Annotated in this window: 20 protein-coding genes and 1 pseudogene; 12 read left to right on the forward strand and 9 right to left on the reverse strand. The window is 72.7% G+C overall.

Annotated features, from left to right (window positions below; genetic code table 11):
• Positions 1-123 precede the first annotated feature (123 nt).
• The gene (locus OG472_RS38785; RefSeq protein WP_405833788.1) at positions 124-993 is read right to left on the reverse strand and encodes an ABC transporter permease subunit; all 870 of its coding nucleotides are present in this window, start codon (positions 991-993) and stop codon (positions 124-126) included.
• Positions 990-1,391: pseudogene (locus OG472_RS38790) on the reverse strand (ABC transporter ATP-binding protein); the annotation flags it as partial. The gene OG472_RS38785 and the pseudogene OG472_RS38790, both read right to left, overlap by 4 nt.
• 10 nt (positions 1,392-1,401) lie before the next feature.
• Between OG472_RS38790 and OG472_RS38795 the strand changes: the two are divergent.
• The gene (locus tag OG472_RS38795; RefSeq protein WP_405942747.1) at positions 1,402-2,058 is read left to right on the forward strand and encodes a response regulator; all 657 of its coding nucleotides are present in this window, start codon (positions 1,402-1,404) and stop codon (positions 2,056-2,058) included.
• Between the two features lie 825 nt (positions 2,059-2,883).
• Positions 2,884-3,246 (forward strand): transglycosylase family protein, encoded by a 363-nt coding sequence (locus OG472_RS38800; RefSeq protein WP_401606342.1) that lies wholly within the window; start codon positions 2,884-2,886, stop codon positions 3,244-3,246.
• 239 nt (positions 3,247-3,485) lie between these two features.
• On the opposite strand, the gene OG472_RS38805 is transcribed toward OG472_RS38800, so the two are convergent.
• The gene (locus OG472_RS38805; protein WP_405833795.1) at positions 3,486-4,010 is read right to left on the reverse strand and encodes a VOC family protein; all 525 of its coding nucleotides are present in this window, start codon (positions 4,008-4,010) and stop codon (positions 3,486-3,488) included.
• Positions 4,011-4,154: 144 nt separating this feature from the next.
• Positions 4,155-4,892 (reverse strand): VOC family protein, encoded by a 738-nt coding sequence (locus tag OG472_RS38810; protein ID WP_401606479.1) that lies wholly within the window; start codon positions 4,890-4,892, stop codon positions 4,155-4,157.
• Between the two features lie 389 nt (positions 4,893-5,281).
• Here OG472_RS38810 and OG472_RS38815 point away from each other — a divergent pair, with 389 nt between their 5' ends.
• The 4 genes from OG472_RS38815 to OG472_RS38830 are packed head-to-tail and all read left to right on the forward strand — an operon-like array spanning position 5,282 to position 8,004.
• Positions 5,282-5,968 carry a HemK2/MTQ2 family protein methyltransferase gene (locus OG472_RS38815; RefSeq protein WP_405942748.1) on the forward strand — a complete coding sequence of 229 codons (687 nt, stop codon included), beginning with the start codon at positions 5,282-5,284 and terminating at the stop codon, positions 5,966-5,968.
• The gene (locus OG472_RS38820; protein WP_401606351.1) at positions 5,952-6,230 is read left to right on the forward strand and encodes a CDGSH iron-sulfur domain-containing protein; all 279 of its coding nucleotides are present in this window, start codon (positions 5,952-5,954) and stop codon (positions 6,228-6,230) included. Before OG472_RS38815 ends, OG472_RS38820 begins: the two co-directional genes overlap by 17 nt.
• Complete coding sequence (locus OG472_RS38825; protein ID WP_405942749.1) at positions 6,230-7,300, forward strand: iron-containing redox enzyme family protein; 1,071 nt, start codon at positions 6,230-6,232, stop codon at positions 7,298-7,300. Before OG472_RS38820 ends, OG472_RS38825 begins: the two co-directional genes overlap by 1 nt.
• The gene (locus tag OG472_RS38830) at positions 7,297-8,004 is read left to right on the forward strand and encodes an HAD family hydrolase (protein WP_405833801.1); all 708 of its coding nucleotides are present in this window, start codon (positions 7,297-7,299) and stop codon (positions 8,002-8,004) included. The genes OG472_RS38825 and OG472_RS38830 overlap by 4 nt, the downstream gene beginning before the upstream one ends.
• Here the strand turns inward: OG472_RS38830 and OG472_RS38835 are convergent.
• On the reverse strand, positions 7,962-8,468 hold the full coding sequence (locus tag OG472_RS38835; protein WP_401606359.1) for a flavin reductase family protein: 507 nt from the start codon (positions 8,466-8,468) through the stop codon (positions 7,962-7,964). The two genes, OG472_RS38830 and OG472_RS38835, sit on opposite strands and share 43 nt — an antisense overlap.
• Positions 8,469-8,679: 211 nt before the next feature.
• On the opposite strand from OG472_RS38835, the gene OG472_RS38840 reads away from it, so the two are divergent.
• Together OG472_RS38840 and OG472_RS38845 are read left to right on the forward strand one after the other, a co-directional pair.
• A complete protein-coding gene (locus OG472_RS38840) occupies positions 8,680-9,222 on the forward strand; it encodes a hypothetical protein (RefSeq protein ID WP_401606362.1) in 543 nt (180 codons plus the stop codon).
• Position 9,223: 1 nt separating this feature from the next.
• Positions 9,224-9,805: a hypothetical protein gene (locus OG472_RS38845; RefSeq protein ID WP_405942750.1), complete on the forward strand. Its 582-nt coding sequence runs from the start codon at positions 9,224-9,226 to the stop codon at positions 9,803-9,805.
• Between the two features lie 57 nt (positions 9,806-9,862).
• Here OG472_RS38845 and OG472_RS38850 read toward each other — a convergent pair whose 3' ends face one another.
• Positions 9,863-10,078, reverse strand: coding sequence for a three-helix bundle dimerization domain-containing protein (locus OG472_RS38850; RefSeq protein WP_401606368.1), 216 nt, complete (start codon positions 10,076-10,078; stop codon positions 9,863-9,865).
• A gap of 204 nt (positions 10,079-10,282) precedes the next feature.
• On the opposite strand from OG472_RS38850, the gene OG472_RS38855 reads away from it, so the two are divergent.
• Positions 10,283-10,696 (forward strand): hypothetical protein, encoded by a 414-nt coding sequence (locus tag OG472_RS38855; RefSeq protein WP_405833810.1) that lies wholly within the window; start codon positions 10,283-10,285, stop codon positions 10,694-10,696.
• A 22-nt stretch (positions 10,697-10,718) separates the two neighbouring features.
• Here OG472_RS38855 and OG472_RS38860 read toward each other — a convergent pair whose 3' ends face one another.
• Entirely contained in the window at positions 10,719-12,188 is a 1,470-nt protein-coding gene (locus OG472_RS38860; protein WP_405942751.1) for a membrane-associated oxidoreductase, read from the reverse strand.
• A gap of 143 nt (positions 12,189-12,331) precedes the next feature.
• Here OG472_RS38860 and OG472_RS38865 point away from each other — a divergent pair, with 143 nt between their 5' ends.
• Positions 12,332-13,198, forward strand: a complete 867-nt coding sequence (locus tag OG472_RS38865) for a GyrI-like domain-containing protein (RefSeq protein WP_405942752.1) — start codon at positions 12,332-12,334, stop codon at positions 13,196-13,198.
• Between the two features lie 76 nt (positions 13,199-13,274).
• On the opposite strand, the gene sigJ is transcribed toward OG472_RS38865, so the two are convergent.
• Together sigJ and OG472_RS38875 are read right to left on the reverse strand one after the other, a co-directional pair.
• Positions 13,275-14,219 carry an RNA polymerase sigma factor SigJ gene (gene sigJ, locus OG472_RS38870; RefSeq protein ID WP_405942753.1) on the reverse strand — a complete coding sequence of 315 codons (945 nt, stop codon included), beginning with the start codon at positions 14,217-14,219 and terminating at the stop codon, positions 13,275-13,277.
• A 184-nt stretch (positions 14,220-14,403) separates the two neighbouring features.
• Positions 14,404-15,165, reverse strand: coding sequence for a ricin-type beta-trefoil lectin domain protein (locus tag OG472_RS38875; RefSeq protein WP_401610440.1), 762 nt, complete (start codon positions 15,163-15,165; stop codon positions 14,404-14,406).
• Positions 15,166-15,336: 171 nt separating this feature from the next.
• Between OG472_RS38875 and OG472_RS38880 the strand changes: the two genes are divergently transcribed.
• Positions 15,337-17,229 carry a hypothetical protein gene (locus tag OG472_RS38880; protein WP_405942754.1) on the forward strand — a complete coding sequence of 631 codons (1,893 nt, stop codon included), beginning with the start codon at positions 15,337-15,339 and terminating at the stop codon, positions 17,227-17,229.
• A 526-nt stretch (positions 17,230-17,755) separates the two neighbouring features.
• Positions 17,756-19,402: a BTAD domain-containing putative transcriptional regulator gene (locus OG472_RS38885; RefSeq protein WP_405942755.1), complete on the forward strand. Its 1,647-nt coding sequence runs from the start codon at positions 17,756-17,758 to the stop codon at positions 19,400-19,402.
• Positions 19,403-19,518: the final 116 nt, after the last annotated feature.

Genomic DNA, 19,518 nt, shown 5'->3' on the forward strand with positions numbered 1-19,518 from the left:
GTTGAAGCACGGATCATCGTGGCACCTTGATGGCCGCACGTCAGCCCACTGGAGCAACACGAAGCCGCGTCCGAATCCCACCGGAAACGGGCTGATCGGCCGGGTGCTTTGCCTGTCACGTCTTCACAGGTCGCGCCGGTGGACGGCGAAAGTGGCGAGGGCTGCGGCGGCGAGTGGCCAGGCCGCGTACACGATCCACGCCCCGGTGATCGTCGCCGGGTAGAGCACCGGCACGGGCGAGTCGCCCACCTCGGTCAGCCGGTCCCAGGCGCCCCGGGGCAGGGAGTGGAGGAGGGCGGCCGACCACGCGTTGCGGTCGTTGATCAGGGAGGGCAGCAGCAGGAGGACGCCGGTGAGCGTGACGATGGTGGTCGCGGTGTGCCGGATGAGTGCGCCGAGGCCCATGCCGATGAGCGCGCACACCGGCGCGAGCAGGGCTGAGGCCGCAGTGGCGCGGAGCGCGCCGGGGTAGTCGAGCGGGAGGCCGACGTGCCGGCCGGACAGGACGGCCTGCGTGACGCCGAAGGAGACGGCCGCGGCGAACGCGCCGTAGACCAGCATGACCGCCGTCACGACGGCCGTCTTGGCTGCCACCACCGAGCGGCGGGCGGGGACGGCGGCGAAGGTCGTACGGATCTGTCCGGTGCTGTACTCGCCGACGAGTGCGAGTGCCCCGATGCTGCCGGCGGCGAGCATGAGGACCATGCCGGCGCCGAGGGTGAAGGCGTCCCGCATCGCCCAGATCGGCACGAAGAGGTCTTTGGTGCCCTGGGGATAGTTCGGATAGTTGTTGTAGTCGGACACGGCTGCGTTCACGTTGATGCCGATGACGACCAGTGCACCGATCCCGAAGGCCCAGGGAGTGGAGCGCAGCGACCACAGCTTGATCCATTCGGCGGCGAGGAGATCGCGGAAGCGGACGCGGAGGGCGGCGGGGCGTACGGCGGCGGATGCGGCCGTCGTGTGCGGGGGCGCCGGGTGGGTCGGGGTCATCGGGGCTCTCCTGCGTATTCGACGCGGTCGGCGGTGAGTTCCATGAAGGCCTCCTCCAGGGAGGAGGTGCGGGTGGCCAGTTGCTGGAGCACGATGCGGTGCCGGAGGGCGAGTTCGCCGATGCGGTCCGCGCTCAGGCCGGTCACCTTGAGCTCCTTCGCCCGGTCCGGGCCGTCGCACTGGACCGAGGCGCCCTCGGCGGCCAGCACGGCCGTGAGCGCGGTGGGGTCCGGGGTGCGCACGGTGACGCTCTGGCGGGTGCCGCGGGCCGCGAACTCCTTCACGCTCTCCGCGGCGATCAGCTCGCCCCTGCCGATGACGACGAGGTGTTCGGCGGTGTGCTCCATCTCGCTCATCAGGTGGCTGGAGACGAACACGGTGCGCCCCTCGGCGGCCAGCCCGCCTTCCATGACGATCCGCGTCGTTCTCGCCGACGACCAGCCGCTGGTGCGTTCCGGCCTGAGCGTGCTCATGGCCGGCACCCACGACATCCATGTCGTCGGAGAGGCCGCGACGGGCATCGAAGCGCTGCTGCTCGTCGGGGACCTCCGGCCCGACGTGGTGGTGATGGACATCCGCATGCCCGGAATGGACGGCATCGAGGCCACCCGGATGATCATGGCGGACTCCACGACGACTCGGGTCCTGATCCTCACCACCTTCGAGGACGACGACTACGTGTACGCCGCCCTGCGCTCCGGTGCGAGCGGGTTCCTCGTCAAGAACATGGACCTGGACGACATCCTCACCGCGATCCGCGTGGTCGCCGCGGGAGACGCCCTGATCGCGCCGAGCGTCACCCGCCGCCTGATCGAGGAGTTCGCCGCACGACCCGAACCCACTCCCCGGCCACGACCGGTCGAGGGCATCACGGAACGGGAACGCGAGGTGCTGACGCTCATCGGAGGCGGCATGTCCAACAGTGAGATCGCCGCCCGGCTCTGCATCAGCGTGGCCACCGCCAAGGCCCACGTGGCACGGCTCCTGTCCAAACTCAACGCCCGAGACCGGGTCCACCTCGTCATCCTCGCCTACGAAACGGGCCTGGTCACACTGCCGGGCTGACCAACTGACCAACTGACCGCTTCGACTTCGATGAAGGTGCAGTGCTGGCGTGCGCGTGGGGCGACTACGCGAGCCACAGAGAGCTGCGCCGATGACGTGCCGGAGGTATGTCCACGGCATCCGCGGCATCGAGGGCGAGTTCGCCGGCGCGGGAGTGCACCAGCCCCAGGAGGGTCCCCACTTGGGCTCGTAGCCGCGCTCGCGCCCGGCGTTCTTCCACTGCGGACCACCGGGCGACGGAAGGGTCCTTCTGGTGCCGGGGGAACGAGTAGACGTCCACCGTGCGGCGGATCATGCGGGGTTGGGGCCTTCTGGAATTCCGCGTCGCATCGGTGAAGGTGTGTGCGCTGTACCTCAGGTCGTAGAGCACCACGGAATGCCAGGGGTTTCCTGATGAGCAGTCGTGTGCACTCCGGCTGTGCGAAGGGGAAAGATGGTGGGCGGTGCGTGTCACGGGACTCCGTTCCCAGCAACCGCCAGGTACCTCCTGGCGGGCTACCTGAAGCCCGTTGCCCCTGTCGAACGTTCGTTTTCCATGCGCGCAACCCTACCGGTCCGTCGTGGCAAACGCCGCGATCCCCGAGAAGGCTTGCGGAACGACGGTCGCGACGGTGACGACGGCGCGGTGGGGTGCAGTGGGGGGCCCGGGCTGTGGTGGGAGGGGGTGTGGAGCGGCCGTTCGGGTGGCTTCGTCCCTTCCAGGGCCCCAAGTGCCGTGGGAAGGGCGTCGCTCCGTGCTGTGCTGTGGCCACGGCCCGAAGGTGGCCGTACGTGGGCCCGCCCGCTGTTCGCGGCAGGTCCGCACAACACAGCTGAGGAGGACTGATGTCGCTCCACCGGAAGGACCGGCGAAGCCGGAGCGTGATCGGCCAACTGCTGGCCGCCGCAGTCTTGTTGACTGTGGCCCTGTTGGACGTTTCCGGGGCTCATGCCGCCGCGGTCCACTCCAAACCGAAACCTGACTGGAACGCCATCGCCCGGTGTGAATCGGGCGGGAACTGGCGGGCGAACACCGGCAACGGCCACTACGGCGGGTTGCAGTTCACCCAGTCCAGCTGGAACGCGGCCGGAGGCCGCAAGTACGCGCCGCGCGCCGACCTCGCCACGAAGTCGGAGCAGATCGCGACGGCGCGAAGACTCGCCAGGATCCAGGGCATGGGCGCCTGGACCTGCGCACGACGCCGCTGAGGGCCCACGGCCCGACAGGGCGGCGGGGCCGCCCTGTCGGGGGCGGTCCCGGCCGGAGCCCCCGACGGTCACCAGGTGTTGCCGACCGCGTCCGTCTTCCCGCCGAACCGGCCCTGGTAGTTGGAGGCGTAGTCGCCCACCCGGACCGGACGGCAGTCCTTGCCGGTCGCCCAGTGGCATGGCTGGGGGAGGCGGGCAGGGCCTGCGCCGTTGCCGGGGCCGGGCGCCGCCAGAGGGGTTCAGGGGGCCGGATGCCGTGGGGCGCTGGCCACCCCGGACTCCCGGCCGCTGAGCTCGGCGTCAAGGGTCTCCTGGGCGATGCGCATCGACTCGGCGTACTGCGGCTGGGACATCCGCTGCCAGGCCCGGTCCGGTGCCACGTCCTCGACGCGGCTCGTCACCCACCAGATGTTGCCGAACGGGTCGCGCACCCTGCCGCCCCGGTCCCCCCACGCACTGTCGATGGCCTCGGTGACCACCGTTGCCCCGTGCGCCACGGCGGCGGCCATGGCGGCGTCGGCATCGGGGACGTAGAGGCGCAGCAGCGCGGGCATCACGGGCCAGTCGGGCCTGCGGTCGAAGGCCAGGACGACCGTGTCGCCGACGCGGATCTCGCCGTGGCCGATGGTGCCGTCCTCGAGCGGCACCCGGGAGAGCTCTTCTCCGTCGAAGGCCGCGGTGATGAAGTCGAGCAGCGCGCCGGTGTCCTCGGTGACGACCCACGGTGCGACGCTGGTGTAGCCCTCGGGCGCGGTGTGCTTCATCGGGCCGTCCTCTCTGCCGGTTCCTGCTGACGTGACGACAGTACGACCGGACTAGGTCGGATTCCGTCCTAGAACCCGCCCGCCGGGTGTGCCGCGATCCGGGGGCGGGGGCACCGGGCGCGTGCCTGGTGCACGGCCGACCGGTCAGGCAGGCGGGTCCTGGGGCGCCACCACGGTGAAGAGCGCCCCCTCGGGATCGGCGAGGACGATCCACCGGCTCGTACTGGACGTCTGTACGGGGGAGGCGGTCCTGCCGCCCTCACGGATGGCGGCCTCGACCGCGCTCTCGAGGTCCGGCACCCGGAAGTGGACGTGCCAACGGGGCCGCACTTCGGGGTCGGGTGCCGCTTCGAGGGCGCCGCCGCTGATGCGGGCGACGGTGTCGTGACCGTGGCGCAGGACGACGTGGGCGTGCTCGTAGGAGACCGTGCAGCAGGCCGGCCGTTCGCTGCCCCAGTCGAGGACCTCCCCGTAGAAGATGGCCGCTGCGAAGGCGTCACGGGTCCGCAGTTCCAGCCAGGCCGGGGCGCTCCCCCGGCCGACGGACCAGTCGGGGACGACCTCGCCCTGCCAGAAGCCGAAGACGGCCCCGGCCGGGTCCGCGGCCAGGGCGGCTCGCCCGGTGCCGAAGGCGAGGGGACCGACCGCCATGGTGGCGCCGCGTTCGCGGATCCGTGCGGCGGTCACGTCGGCGTCGTCGACGGCGAAGTACGGCGTCCACACCACCGGCACGCCGGCACTCCCGCCGAGGGCGCCGACACCGGCGACGGGAGCCCCGTCGCGGAAGGCGACCATGATGCCGTGCCCCAGGTGCGTGGCACGGAATTCCCAGTCGAGCACGGCACTGTAGAACCGCTGGGCGGAGCCGAGATCCCGGGCCAGCAGGCTGACCCAGCACGGGGCACCGAAGATCTCGTGGCTCGACGTCGACACAGCTGTCAGCCTCATCTGCCGCTCAGGGGGACCGGGACCCTTCCACCGTAGACCCGGGCACGGCGCCGGGCCGTGAGCCGCCGTTCGAACCGAGCCGGTGGGCGCGGCGCACGGTCACCGGCCCGGTCCGTACGGACGACGTGGGTGCGCCGTGCCCGGCCCCGGGCAGGCGGGAGCGATTTTCCGTCTGATCCTCCGAAGATCGACGTGATTCCGGATGGGGAGCGTGTGACGGGGCAGCCGCACAGTCTCACCGGTTCACCCGTCACAGGGCGACCGGTTCACCAGCCACTGCGGTCCGCCACAGCCGGGCCCTCGACCCATCCCGGAGGTATGCGGTGTCCAGTACGGCTCTCACCCCGGGCGCGCTGCCGGTCGGCTTGATCGCACTGCCCGGCGTCTACCGGCCGCAGGCCGATACCCGCCTCCTCGCGCAGGCGCTCGCCGACGAGGAGCTCGGGCCGCGCACGGACGCACTGGAGATAGGAACCGGGACCGGTGCGCTGGCCCTGCACGCCGCGGCCAGGGGAGCCCGGGTCACGGCGGTCGACGTCTCCTGGCCCGCCGTGGTCACGGCGCGGCTGAACGCGCTGCGTCGGCGGCTGCCCCTGCGCGTCCTGCACGGCGATTTCGCCGCACGGACCGCCGGGCGCCGCTTCGACCTGGTCGTCGCCAATCCGCCGTACGTCCCCGCCCCGGGGGCCCGGCTGCCGTCGCACGGGCCGGAGCGCGCCTGGGACGCCGGTCCGGACGGGCGCGGGGTCATCGACCGGATCTGTGCGAGCGCCCCGGACCTGCTGCGTCCCGGCGGTGTGCTGCTCCTGGTGCACTCGGGAATGTGCGGAGCCGGGACGACCGTGGACCGGCTGACGGGGGCGGGGCTGGCGGCAGGGGTCGTGGCGAGGGCTTCCGTGCCGTGGGGCCCGGTCCTGCGGTCGCGAAGGGCCTGGCTGCAGGGGCAGGGCCTGGCCGGTGGCGCCGAGGAGTGGGAAGAGCTGGTGGTCGTCCGTGCCCGGCACCTCTGAGCGCAGTACTTCCGACAACGCCCCGGCCTCGACTCCGGCCCCGGTGGCCGCGCCCGCGCGCCGGGTGTCCGTGGACCCCGAGGGCCCGGTCCTGGTGGAGGGGCCCGTCGAGATCGTCCTGGACGACGGGACGGTCGCCCGCTCGGACCGCTTCATGGTCGCGGTGTGCACCTGCCGCCGCAGCCGTACGTACCCCTGGTGCGACACCAGCCACCGCCGTCGCGAGCGGGCCGACCCGCCGCCCGAGGACAGGACCCCGTGATGACCCCTCCCACCTCCGGCGCGACGGCGACCGCCGCCGGCCCCCGCCTGGCCGAGGGGCGGGGCCCGCTGTCCGCGGCCGTGGCGGACGCCCTGAGGTCCGGCGGCCCGCCCGCGTACGCCACCGGGTCCGTGCTGAAGGCAGACCCGTGGGAGGAGGACCTCCAGCTCGCGCTCTACCTCCTCTACGAGCTGCACTACCGCGGCTTCGACGGCGTGGACGACGAGCGCGAATGGGATCCGGACCTGCTGCGGCTGCGCCAGGCCCTCGAAACCCGCTTCCTCCACGCCCTGCGCACCGAGCTGTCCGACGCTCCCCGGTCACGATCGGTCGAGGAGGCCTTCGCCCCGCTGCTCGTCGAGCCCGTCGACCTCTCCGGCAGCCTCAGCCACCGTCTCGAAACCGGGGGAGAGCTCTGGCAATTGCGCGAGTACGCGGCCCTGCGCTCCCTCTACCACCTCAAGGAGGCGGACCCGCACGCCTGGGTCATCCCCCGGCTCACCGGACGGGCCAAGGCCGCCATGGCCGCCATCGAGTACGACGAGTTCGGAGCCGGCCGCGCCGACCGCATCCACGCGGAGCTCTTCGCGGCCCTCATGACCGACCTCGGGCTGGATCCCGCGTACGGCCGGTACCTGGACCGCGCACCGGCGCCCCTGCTCGCGACCGTGAACCTCATGTCCCTCTTCGGTCTCCACCGGGCGTCGCGCGGCGCTCTCGTCGGCCACTTCGCGTGCGTCGAGATCACCTCGTCGCCCGGGTCCAGGCGCCTGGCCAAGGCCATGCGGCGCTGCGGAGCCGGACCCGCCGCCGAGCACTTCTACGCCGAGCACGTGGAGGCCGACGCCGTCCACGAGCAGGTCGTACGCCACGAGGTCATCGCAGGCCTCCTGGCCGACGAGCCGGACCTCGAGGCGGACATCGCCTTCGGGTGCGCGGCGACCGTCCTGCTGGAGGACCGCCTCGCGACCCACATCGGCGAGGCCTGGGACCAGGGGCGCAGCGCACTGCGTTCGCCCCTGCCGGCCCAGGCAGGCCCGGCCACCGAGCCTCACGGGAGGCGGACATGAACCGCGCCGCCCTGTTCGATGTCGACGGCACCCTCGCCGACACCAATCACCTGCATGTCGTCTGCTGGTGGGAGGCCTTGCGGCAGGCCGGCCACGACGTCGCGATGCACGACATCCACCGGGCGATCGGACTGCCGGGGGAGGACCTCCTCGCGCACCTGCTGGGCGAGGGCCGGGACACGAGCGAGGACGACACGCTCAGCGCCGCCCACACCACCCTCTACGGCACGTACTTCGACCGGCTGCCCGCGTTGGACTCGGCAGCCGAGCTGCTGCGCGAAGTCGACCGCCGGGGTTGGCGGGTCGTGCTCGTGACCTCGGCGAAGGACGCCGAGCTCGACGCGCTCAGGCGGGCCGTCGGCGCAGACGAGGCCATCACCGCGACGGCGAGCTCCGACGACGTGAGCGAGGGCAAGCCCGCACCCGAGCCGGTGGTGCACGCCCTCGGCCTCGCCGGTGCCGCCGCGCGTGACTCCGTGTTCGTCGGCGATACCGTCTGGGACATGCGGGCGGCCTCCCGGGCCGACGTCGCGTGCGTGGGACTGCTCTGCGGCGGCATTCCGCGGCGCGACCTCGAAGAGGCCGGGGCGCGCGCCGTCTACCGGCACCCAGCCGACCTGCTCGCGCACATCGACGGCAGCCCGTTCGCCGGGGGCGGGCGTCACACGGGGTGGCCCGGCGGGATGCCCTCGGCGTCGCTGTAGCGCAGCAGCCCGACGGCGGACCCGTCGGTCCCGTCGTCCCCCGGCGGGCCCTCCTCGACCGGTGCCAGGAGGAATCCCACGTGGTCGCCGCCCTCGATCCGCCCTTCGATCTCGCCGACGAACCAGGTGCGCACGTCCGTCAGCACAGGACTGCCGTCTCTGCTGGGCCGCCAGGAGACCCGCGCGAGCTTGTCCACCCGGTCGCCGGTCTCGCCGCCGAACAGCTCCGCCAGCCCGTGCTGGTCCCGGCGCAGTGCGTGCACGGTGAGGTACGAGGCTCCGCGCGCCACGCGGTAGGTGTGATTGGCCGTGGACAGCCACACGACGAAGCGCGGCGGACGGATCGAGCACTGGGAGGCGAAGCCCACCAGGCACCCCGAGCGCTCCTCGCCGGCCGCGACCGTGACCACGTACATAGGCCCGTCCAGTACGCCGGTGAAGGCATCGAGCCCGGTCTCGGGCATGACCACTCCTCTCACCGGTGAGCGGCTACCCGGCCCGACGACTCCGAACCACACCACACCACACCACACGGCAGGGCACGGCACCGCACCGCGCGGGCCGTGTACGAGATCTTCACCGGTTGGCCTCCCGGGCCGCGACGCGGGTTTGCCCCGCACGGACAGGGGCAGCCGAGTGAATGAATCCGACGAGGCCCCGGAATGGAGGCCGACCATGTCAAGCACCACACTCATCGTCGTCATCGCCGTCGCAGCGGTCGTCGTGATCGCGCTCACGGTCGCGATGTGGTCGATGGCGCGCCGACGGCATCTGCAGAACCAGTTCGGACCCGAGTACGACCGCACGGTCGAGGCGGAGGGTGGCCGGATGGCCGCCGAGCGCGAGCTGCGCGCCCGCGAGCAACGCCACGACAAGCTCGAGATCAAGGAACTGCCCGCCGACCGGCGAGACCGGTACGCCACCGAATGGAGCACCGTACAGGAGCATTTCGTCGACCGGCCGGAGGGCTCCGTGGAGGAGGCCGACGAACTGGTGTCGCGGCTGATGCGCGAGCGGGGGTACCCCACGGACGACTACGGCGGCCGGCTGCGCGACCTCTCGGTCGAACACGGCCGGACCCTGGAGCACTACCGGGCCGCCCACGACGTCAAGGTGCGCAGCGCCGACCAGCGGACGACCACCGAGGAACTCCGCGGGGCGATGGTGCACTACCGCGCCCTGTTCGACGACCTGCTGACAGACCAGAGGAGCCGGTGAGATGCGTAACCACGGAAGCAACGAAGAACGAGTCGGCGACGCAGGCATCACGACGGAGGACATCGCCCATCCGGTCCCGGCGTCGGACCCCGGCACGAACCGTGACTTCGACGACGGCGGTGGCGGTGGCGGTGGCGGTTCGGCCGACGGGCGGACGCCGCCCACGTACCCGGGGGAGGCCACCGCGGACGCGGCCGCCGACGAGCCCGAGACGCTTGAGGACGGCGAAGGACGCCCGACGGATCGCACGGATAGCACGGATAGCACGGATCGCACGGCGGGGACGGGCCCCGCGGACGCGGCCGACGGTGTCGACGAGCCGCTGCTCGGGGCCGAGGACACCGCGGACTACCGCAAGGCGTGGAGCGAGATCCAGGGCCGGTTCGTCGACGACCCGCAGGAGGCGGTCAGGTCGGCGGACGCCCTCGTCGCCGAGGTGATGCAAACCCTCGCCCGTACCTTCTCCGCCCACAAGCAGGGGCTGGAAGGCCAGTGGGGCAAGGGCGAGCAGGTCGCGACCGAGGAACTGCGACTGGCGCTGCAGCACTACCGGTCGTTCTTCAACCGCCTCCTCAACACCTGACCCGTGACGCCGGCCAGGGCCCGCCGGCCCGCCACGGCCGGCGGGCCCTGGCGAGGGTCAGGCTTCGCTGACCGGCCGGTCGTCGGGGGGCAGCAGGTCCTTGGCCCTGCGCTCCATCAGGACCGGCAGGTAGGTGCGTACGCGTGCGTACCTGAGTTCTTCGTACGCCGTCTGTACCGAGCTGCGCACGAGCCCGGCATCCAGTTGAGGGTGCTCCTTCATCAGCCGCTCGGCGACATGGCGGATGGCAAGGGCATCCTCCGACTCGGCCATCAAGCACCTCACCCTTGCGTCGGGGACCGCCTTTCCCCAGTCTCGCGGAGCGGCCCCCGGGCGGGAAGTCGATCTTTCGCCGCTCTGTCCGGCTGTCCGGGTCCCGTCCGGCCGGAACCTGCGGGCCCCGGCCCCCCCGGCCGGAGGACGATTCCGCGTCCCGGGTCGCCCGGCGGCGTGCCGGAGCGCAGCATGGAACAGGTGATGACCGTGTTGGTGGTCGGCGTGCCCGACGGCGAGCAGCTGGAGCTGCTGCGCTCGGGCATCCAGCGCAACCCGCACTTCCGGGTCGTGTCGCACGCCGACGACCCCGCCGTCGCGCTCGCGCACGCCCGCGTCCTGCTGCCCGACATCACGGTGCTGTCCCTGCCCGCCGGGCTCGACAGGATCGACGCGGACCCGGAGGTCCTGCGCGTCTTCCACGGCGTGCGCACCCTGGACCCCCCGAGCGGTGTGGTGCTGCGGACGGCCGCCGCCCGTGTGCCCCGTGCGGTATCAGGTCTCGCGGTCGACGGAGCCGTCCACGTCGTGCGCGAGGGAGACGCCGACGCCCTGATGCGGGCCCTGCGCACGATCGGGCTGCGCCGGGCCAGCTGCGACCCCGACCAGAGGCCCTGACCCCGGCGGCCTGGCAGGAACCTCACTGGCGGCTGACGGTACGGGTCACACCCGTGAGGATGGTGGTGGCCAGGACCCAGCCGGCGATGATCAGGGCGTACGACAGCCACTGGTGCCAGCCGTCCGGGGAGAACGCCGTCTCCTGACCGAAGCTGATGACCGGCAGGAGCAGGTCGAGGGTGTAGAAGACGGCGTTGAAGCGCGGGGCCTCGCCCGCCTTGATGGGAGCGGGCTGGTCCAGACCGTAGGCGATCGCCCCGAGGGCCAGGAGGGACAGCAGCCAGACGGCCGCGCGCAACGGGCGGAAGCCGTAGCCGACTGCGGCGTCCTGAACGTAGCCCCACAGCCGTCCGTACCACGGGAGCGTGGTGCGCCGGCGGCGCTGCTTGGCGAGCTGTACGAGCCGGGCCGCGTCGTCGTCCCCGACGTGGCGGTACGCGGCCGTCAACTGCTCGTAGAGGTGGGGCTCGTACGGGCCGCCGCCCTGTTCGAGCATTGGAAGACGGCGCCCGGCGGGCTCGTGCGGGGAGAGCACGGTGTAGGTGAGATTGCTGAGGAGCACCTGGTCCGGGAGCACGTCCGGTTCGAGGCTCAGGATCTCTATCTGGGACCGCCGCAGATTCAGGGCGCCCTCGACGCGGTCGCCCGCGCCCAGCCAGAGTTCACCGATGACGCAACTGCTCGCCCGTAGCGCCGTGTCGCCCGGATGCGACAGGTCGGCGTGGAGCAGGTCGAGACGGCTCGTGATGTGCGAGCCCCGGAGCTCGACCCGGCCCCGCGCGCGCATGCGACGTGCGCGTACATGCGCTCCGACGGTGAGGTTCTGTGCGTCCAGCGCGGTGCCGCCGGGTGTGTCGAATTCCGCGTCCTGCAGGTTGATCCGCCCCGCGACGGACGCGCCGGTGAGCCGCACCTGCCCGTGCGCGCGCATCTGCGGCGCCCAGATGTCCGCCCCGATCGCGGCCTGGTTGAGCTGCAGCACCGGCTCGGAGTCGTCCGCTGCCGTGAACCGCGTCCGTTCCATGTACAGCGCCCCGGAGACCTGCGCACCGCTGAGCCGCACCGGCCCCCGCATCTGACAGTCCGTCATCCGCAGGACGCCCTCGACACGTACGTTCGCCGAGGTGAGGCCTGGCAGGACCGACCCGCTCAGGTCGAGTTCGCGCAACTGGGCGCCGTACAGGTCGGGGGCTTCGTCGAACCGGCAGCCGTTCAGTCGGACGGAAACGCCGATCGCGGCGTGCTTCAGGTCCAGTACGCCGACGACCCGCGCTCCCGTGACGACGAGCGCGGCGATCTCCCCCTCCTCCCGCGGGGCCTCGACCAGCAACCTCCGCAGCACGGCGGCACGTACGGTACGCCCGGGGCCCCGGGCGGCGTCGCCGGGCGGCGGATCCTCGTCCCCCGGGGCGCGGAAGTCCACGGCCTCGCCTCGCGGATAGGCCCGCCACACACGTGCCTCGGCGGGGGACAGACGGCTGATCTCGCTCACGCAAGGACTCTGACCTGCCGCATTCGGCCTGTCAACCGGCTTTCCGCCGTGCCGCGGCCACCCGACCGGACCGGGCACAGGATGTCGGGTGTGCCACGGTGGGCCCCTCCTAACGTGGGTGTTCGAAAGGGAAGGAGGCCGGGGTGCTGGAGCGGTGGAACCAGGCCATGGAGCACATCGAGTGCCATCTGGATCAGCGGATCGAGGTGGCCGACCTGGCACGGATCGTCGTGACGTCCGAGTACCACTTCCGGCGGCTGTTCTCCGCGTTGGCGGGGGTTCCGCTGTCGGAGTACATCCGGCGCAGGCGGCTCACGGTCGCGGGTGCAGAGGTGCTGGGCGGTGAGCGGACGCTGCTGGAGGTCGCGGTGCGTTACGGCTACACCTCGGGAGAGGCGTTCGCGCGTGCGTTCCGCGGCATGCACGGCGTCGGTCCCGGCGAGGCGAGGCGCAGCGGTGCCAGTCTGCAGTCCCAGCCCCGGATGTCCTTCCGCCTCATCGTCGAAGGGAGCAGCAGCATGCAGTACAAGGTCGTGGAGAAGGACGGGTTCCGAGTGGTCGGCAGGAAGGCGCGGGTCCCGCTCGTGCACGAGGGGGTGAACCCGGCCATCGCCGCCTTCATCCGGGGGATCGGCCAGGAGACGCTGCAGCGCATCGAAGGCTTGTCCGACCAGGAGCCGGAGGGGATCGTCTCGGTGACCGACGATCTGGACGACAGCCGCGCCGAGGGAACCGAACTCGACTACTACCACGGCGTGGTGACCCGCGCCGCGGTGCCCGAGGACATGGACGCGCTCAGTGTCCCGGCCGGGGCGTGGGCCGTCTTCGAGAGTTCCGGGCCGTTTCCGCAGACGCTCCAGTACCTGTGGCGCGACGTGTTCACGCAGTGGTTCCCGTCCAATCCCTACCAGAGCAGGCCGGGGCCCGAGATCCTGCGGACGCGGGTGTCGCAGGACGGGGAGACGGCGGACGCGGAGCTGTGGATCCCCGTGGAGCGGACAGCGGTCTGAGCGAGGGCGCGCGGCGGTCCGGGCCGCCGCGCGCCGGATACGTTGCCCACCTTCGCGGCGCGGCTGAGGCAGTGGGTCAGCCTTGTCCGTGTTCGTTCCAGGGGCGGAGTTTTTCCGGGTTGCGGACGGCCCAGATGCGGGTGATGCGGTTGCCGGTGAGGCTGAAGGCGGCCACGGTGACGGTGGTGCCGCGGTGCTGGGCGACGAGGCCGGGCCGGCCGTTGACCGTCCGTTCCAGGAGGGTCAGTCCGGGTGCCTTGTCGGCGATGTGGATCAGGTACTGGGCGATGTTCGTGCTGCCTTCGACGGGGCGCAGGACGGTGCCGACCAGGCCGCCGCCGTCGGCGGTCATGGTGGCGTCGGGGTCGAGGAGGTCGACGAGTGCCTTGATGTCCTTGGCCTCCCAGGCTGCTTTGAAGTCCCGTACCAGGCCGGCCTGTCCGGGTGCGGGGGCGGCGGGGGTCCGGGAGGCGTGGATGCGCCGGCGGGCGGAGGTGGCGAGTTGGCGGCAGGCGGCGGGTGTCCGGCCGACGATCTCGGCGACTTCGGGGAAGGGGTAGCGGAAGACGTCGTGCAGGATGAAGGCCACGCGTTCGGCGGGTGTCATGGATTCCAGTACGACGAGGAAGGCCATGTTGACGGATTCGTCGAGGGTGATCCGGTCGGCGGGGTCGGCCGGTTCGGTGGTGCCGGCGCCTGTCCGTCCGCTGATCCATTCGGTGCGGTCGGGCAGTGGTTCGGGTATCCATGCGCCGACGTAGCGTTCGCGGCGGGCTCGTGCGGAGCCGAGTACGTCGAGGCAGATGCGGCTGGCGACGGTCGTCAGCCAGGCGCCGGGTGACTCGATGGCCTGCTGTTGTTGCCGCGACATGGCGTACCAGCGGGTGTAGGTCTCCTGGACGGCGTCCTCGGCCTCGGCCAGTGAACCGAGCAGCCGGTAGGCGAGGTTGATCAGCTGCCGCCGCTCGTCGACGACCGCACTCAGGCCCGGTTCCGGCGGGGTGTCTGCGGGGGTGTTCATGGTCGCGACCGCTCCCTGGTTCTTCTCGTCCGCATTGCGCGGCCCTGTGTCGTCGAACCAACGAGACACTACCGATCCACCGCAGCGAGGCAGCAGAGGGGGCAGACGGGCGTGGCCGCCGCGGACGCGCCGGCGCCCTGCCCGCGGGGAACGGGCAGGACGCCGGAGTACGGGGCCGGGAGCGTCAGGTGCCCAGGGCGGAGCCGCGCCACTGCTGGTTGGTGTGGCTCGGGGCGCAGTCCCAGATGCCGAGGCGGGCGCCGTTGCCGGTGGCCCAGCCCAGGGCGTCGAGGCACTTGCCGGAGTGGACGCTGCGCAGCAGGCCGCCGGGCAGCTGCTCCCACTTCTGGTTGGTGCCCTGGTGGCAGCTGTTGAGGCCGAGGAGGGAGCCGTTCTCGGTCTTCGCGTACTGCACGTCGAGGCACTTGCCGAGCGCGCGGACCGTGCCGTCGGCCTCCGGCTTCCACAGCTGCGCCGAAGTGCCGTTGCAGTCGTAGAGCTGGATCGGGGTGCCGTCGGCGGTCTTGGCGCCCTTCACGTCCATGCACTTGCCGGAGTGCACGCCGACGATCTGCCCGGAGCCCGGGGGCGGCGGCGGGACGCAGTAGATCTCCAGGGACACCTGGTAGTAGCCGCCATTGCCGACCGGGGCGGCCACGGGACCGGCCGAGCGGGAGCAGTTGGCCGCCGGGTAGCCCTCCTGCGTGGCCTGGGCGTACGCGCTGTTCCAGGCGGCGTCGGTGGCGATGTTGAGCGGGCCGTAGCCGGCGCCCAGGAAGTACTTGGGGGCGGTGGGGGCCAGCGCCGCCGCCGGGGTGGGGGCGGCGGTCGCGGCGGGAACTGCCGTCGAGGAGGCGGTCGCCGAGGCGGCCGCCGGTCCGGCGACGAGCGTCGCGGCGGCCAGGAAGGTCGCGGCCGTGGTCGACAGCCATCGAGCCAACTTCACGAGGGGTCCTTTCACAAGGGGACGGATCAGGGGAACCGCCGGGCCCGCGGTGGTCACGACCCTAGCCACGGGACGCCGCCGCGAAGTCTCACCGAGGTATCAACTCCGGCCGCCGAACGTCCTGTTCCGGCCGTGACGCGAAGTGATCACCCTGGGTATCGTTCCGGGACCGTGGAGACCACCGACGATCTCGCCCGGCTTCGGGCCGCCGTGGACACGCACGCCCTGGTCAACCTGACCGGTGGGCTCGGCAGCGGGAAGAGCCGGCTCGCCCGGCGGCTGCCGGTCGCGGCGGCCGTCGACCTCGCCGCGGACGGCGGCCTCGGGGGGTTGCGAAGGCTAGCCGCGCAGCCGGGCGGTCTGCTGCTCGTCGACAGCGTGGACGGGCCGGGCCGGGCCGAGGCGGTCGCGGCGGCGCTGGACCCGGCCGGCGACGCGCCCGGGCCCGCCCCGTCCGGTCTGCGCAGGCCCGTGTTGCTGGTCAGCAGGCTTCCGCTGCGCGCGGCCGCCGACTGGGGCGAGCGGGCCCCGGTGACCGTCGGCCTCGGCCCCCGGCCCGCGGCGGCCGTGGAGGCGCAGGCCCGGGCGGCGGGGGTCACCGACCCGGAGGCGGTGGCCCTCGTGGTCAGGCTGGCCGGCGGGGTACCCCTGCTCGCGGATCTCGCCTGCCGTGCCCTGCACGCGGGGATCGCCCCGGACGTGCCCGGCGCGGCCGCCGACCGGATGGCCGGCGAGGTGCTGGAGCGGCTCGGCCGCGAACGGCCGGGCCAGCGCTGGCGCCACGCGCTGCGCCTCCTCGCGACCGTGCGGACCGGGGACGAGCGGCTGCTGTCCGGCGGGCCGGAGCTGTTCGAGACCCTGGCGGGGCTGAGTCTGGTCCGCCGGGAGCGGCTCGGGCTGACCGTCCGGGAGCCGTACCGCAGCCTGTTCGAGACGGCGTACCGGTGGCGCCGCCCCCAGGCGTACGAGGAGGTGCGCACCCGTGCGGCGGGCTACCGGCGGGCGCTGCTCGCCGAGCGGCCGGCGGGGCCGCAGGAGCGGGCCGGACTGGTCGAGGAGGGACTGTTCCTGACGGGGGATCCGCTGGTGCGGACCTCCCTCTTCCCGCCGGCCGAGGAGTTCTCGCGGATCGGTCCCGCCCGGCCCGGCGAGGCCGACGACATCGGCCGGCTGATGCACCGGTGGGCGGTGCGGGGCGGCTTCGACGTGCGGCGCTCCGAGCGGATCGTGGAGCGCTGGCTCGACGGCGGTCCCGCCGCGTTCAGGCTGGCCCGGGACCGGGAGGGCCGGCCGGTCGGGCTCGCCGCGCTGCTGCCGGTCGGCGCGGACACGGAGGCCGGGATCGAACCCCTGCTCCAGCAGCACGCGGCGGACCTGCTCGGCGGCCCCGGCCCCGGCGGGCTGTTCCTCGGGGCCGCGTACGGTGCGGATCCCGTGGTGCACGCGCAGATCCTGCGGGACATCCTCGGGCAGGCCGTACGGGCCGGGCACCTGGTGGTGTCCACCGCCAGCCCGGACTACCAGGCGCTGCTGCACACCCTGAGCTTCCGGCCGCACGGCGGCATCCGCGACGACGTCTACCGGTGCGGGCGCCGCCCGGAGGTCTACAGCCACGACTTCGGCGCGGCCGGGCTGCCGGGGTGGATGGGCGCACTGACACCGCCCGGGGCGGGTCGGCCTGCCGCGGGGTCGGCCGGGCCCGGGGGACGGGACGTACGCGGGCCGGACGCACCCGTGCGCGACCTACCGGTGCTGGTGGCACGGGCGCTGGCCCGCCTCGGCGATCCCGCGGAGCTGGCGCGCAGCCCGCTGCTGGCCTGTCCCGGGATCGGGTCGCCCGCCGGACTGCGGGCCTGGCTGCGGGACGCGGTGGCGGAGCTGGCCGTGGCCGAGGCGCCGGCCGACGCGGAGGCGGGGGCGATCCTTCAGGCGTACTACCTCGGCCGGTCCCGTACGCACCATCAGGTGGCCCGGCGGCTGCACCTGAGCCGGGCCACCTACTTCCGCAGACTGCGGCGCGGGCTCGCTCTCGTGGCGGCCCGGCTGCCGGTCCGTACCGGATGACGAGACGTGTGGCCGGTCCCTGGGACGGGGATGGGGATGGGGACCGGCCATATCAGTGGCGGAATATGCACCTTAATTGGATCACGACATCGTGCTTGGATGGCGCCGCCGCAGTAATTCGTTTACGGATGAACGGCTTTGGCGAACCGGCGGTAACTCCTCGAAGCGCCCAGGTTACGGAGAAGGGAGAAAAAGCCGACGGGTGCGAAATGGACCATCCCGCGGCTCGACTTCCGCAAGATCCGTTATGTAGTGTTCCAGCTATTCACCGCCCAACGGGGGCGGACGGCAACTGAGGGCTTGGTCCGGACTATTTCCGGAGTGTGACGGGCCCCGCAGAACCGACAGACCACCGCCCCCGCCGCGCTCCCTACAGGGGGAATGCGTGTCCCGACACGGGGGATCAGTCATCCGGTTCCAGCTTTTGGGGCCTTTGAGCATTGCGCACGGCCCCGAAACCGTAGTTCTCAAACCGTCCAAGCCGACCAGTCTTCTCGCCGCACTTCTGCTGCACCCGGGCGTCGTCGTGTCGACCACTTACCTGCTGCGCGCCGTATGGGACGAAGAACCGCCCGCCACGGCCCGCGCCGCACTGCAGACGTGCGTCCTCCGGCTGCGCCGGCTATTCGCCAAGTACGGCATTTCCGCGACCACCATAGAGGCCGTTCCCGGCGGTTACCGGATGCACAATGACACCGAGACCCTGGATCTCGTGCTGTTCCGCACGCGCACGGCCCAGGCCGCCTCGGCGGCCGGCCCGGGGGAGGAGCTCTACCGGCTCCGGGAGGCGCTGTCGCTCTGGCGCGGACAGCCGCTCGCCAACGTGGCCTCGCGCATGCTCCAGCAGGACGCCGTGCCCGCGCTCGAACAGGAGCGGTTACGGGTCCTGGAACGGGTCTGCGACCTCGAACTGGCCGCCGGGAACTGCCATCAGGTCCTCGTCGACCTGTACGAGGGCGCACGCCGGCACCCGGTGCGCGAACGCTTCACCGAGCAGCTCGTCGAGGCCCTCTACCGCACCGGACGGCAGGCCGAGGCGCTCGCCGAGTACCGCACGGTGCGCGACCGGCTGCGCGACGAACTGGGCATCGACCCGGGCCCGGGGCTGCGGCGACTGGAACTCGCCATCCTGCGCGCCGAGGACCTGGCCCCCGCCCCGCCGGAGCCCCCGCGGGCGGTGGCCACGGCCGAGGTCCCCGCGCTGCCCGCCGGAGCGGCCGCAACGGTCCGGCCGGGCCCGACGGTGCTCCCCGTACCGGCCTTCGCCGGGCGCGAGAGCGACCGTGCGGCCATGGCCGCACGGCTCACCGCCGCCGACGGACCGCGCCTGGTCGTCGTCTCGGGAGCGCCGGGCATCGGCAAATCGGCACTGGCCCGCCAGACCGCGTACGAGGTGCAGGAGTGCTTCCCCGGCGGGGTGTTCACCCTCCACCTGGCCCGGCCGGACGGGACCGCCGTCCCCGTGGAGGAGGCGGCCCGCCTGCTGCCGGAGCCCGGGGCCGGGCGGCGGCTGATCGTCTTGGACGGCGCGGCCGGCGCCTGGCAGGTGCTGCCCCTGCTGCCCGCGGCGGGGGACGCGTCCGTCCTCGTGACCAGCAGGCGCGGCCTCGCGGCGGTCGTCGCCACACACGGCGGCTCGGTGTACCGGCTCGACGTGCTGCGGCCCGCCGAGGCGTACGGGCTGCTCGCCGGGCTCGTGGGCGCCGAGCGGATCGCGGCCGAGCCCGCCGCGGCCCGGCGACTGGCCACCGTATGCGGACACTTCCCGCTCGCCCTGCGGATCGCCGCGGGACGGCTGCTGACCCGGCCCGGCCTGTCGGTCGCGGACGGTGCGGCCTGGCTCGCCGAGGATCCCCCCGGGCGGCTGGCGCTCGCGGAGGACGCCCGGCTCTCGGTACCCGAGGTGCTGGGGCAGGCGCTCGACGGGCTGGCTCCGGAGCTGCGGGAGGCGTTCCTCCGGCTGGGCGAACGCGCCGCGGACGACGACCCGTCGGCCGAGGAGAGCGAATCCGTACTCGAACAGCTCGTGGAGGCAGGTCTGTTGGAGGACGGGCCGCCCGGCCCGTACCGCCTCCACGACTTCCTTCGCATCTACGCGCGTTGGCACGTCCGCATGCGCAAGACGGCTGCCGTCGCGGCACCCACGGCCACGGCAGCAGCCGCACCCCGCTGATCCGAACCCGCCGGCCCCGCCCGCATCGCCCGCCCCCACCACCTCCCCTCCCCCTCGTCTTTCCTCCTCCCCTCGCCTCGCCCTCAGCCTCCCTCCCTCGCCGATCCCGCCCAGAC

It is taken from the genome of Streptomyces sp. NBC_00207, from assembly GCF_045160965.1.
Lineage (GTDB): Bacteria > Actinomycetota > Actinomycetes > Streptomycetales > Streptomycetaceae > Streptomyces.

Excerpts from the sequence above, each read along its gene's own strand:
- OG472_RS38845 (WP_405942750.1), top strand. The coding sequence starts at position 9,224 with ATGCGTAACCACGGAAGCAACGAAGAACGAGTCGGCGACGCAGGCATC.
- OG472_RS38825 (WP_405942749.1), top strand. The coding sequence starts at position 6,230 with ATGACCCCTCCCACCTCCGGCGCGACGGCGACCGCCGCCGGCCCCCGC.
- OG472_RS38795 (WP_405942747.1), top strand. The coding sequence starts at position 1,402 with ATGACGATCCGCGTCGTTCTCGCCGACGACCAGCCGCTGGTGCGTTCC.
- sigJ (WP_405942753.1), bottom strand. The coding sequence starts at position 14,219 with ATGAACACCCCCGCAGACACCCCGCCGGAACCGGGCCTGAGTGCGGTC.
- OG472_RS38840 (WP_401606362.1), top strand. The coding sequence starts at position 8,680 with ATGTCAAGCACCACACTCATCGTCGTCATCGCCGTCGCAGCGGTCGTC.
- OG472_RS38855 (WP_405833810.1), top strand. The coding sequence starts at position 10,283 with ATGACCGTGTTGGTGGTCGGCGTGCCCGACGGCGAGCAGCTGGAGCTG.
- OG472_RS38800 (WP_401606342.1), top strand. The coding sequence starts at position 2,884 with ATGTCGCTCCACCGGAAGGACCGGCGAAGCCGGAGCGTGATCGGCCAA.
- OG472_RS38785 (WP_405833788.1), bottom strand. The coding sequence starts at position 993 with ATGACCCCGACCCACCCGGCGCCCCCGCACACGACGGCCGCATCCGCC.
- OG472_RS38805 (WP_405833795.1), bottom strand. The coding sequence starts at position 4,010 with ATGAAGCACACCGCGCCCGAGGGCTACACCAGCGTCGCACCGTGGGTC.
- OG472_RS38850 (WP_401606368.1), bottom strand. The coding sequence starts at position 10,078 with ATGGCCGAGTCGGAGGATGCCCTTGCCATCCGCCATGTCGCCGAGCGG.
- OG472_RS38835 (WP_401606359.1), bottom strand. The coding sequence starts at position 8,468 with ATGCCCGAGACCGGGCTCGATGCCTTCACCGGCGTACTGGACGGGCCT.
- OG472_RS38830 (WP_405833801.1), top strand. The coding sequence starts at position 7,297 with ATGAACCGCGCCGCCCTGTTCGATGTCGACGGCACCCTCGCCGACACC.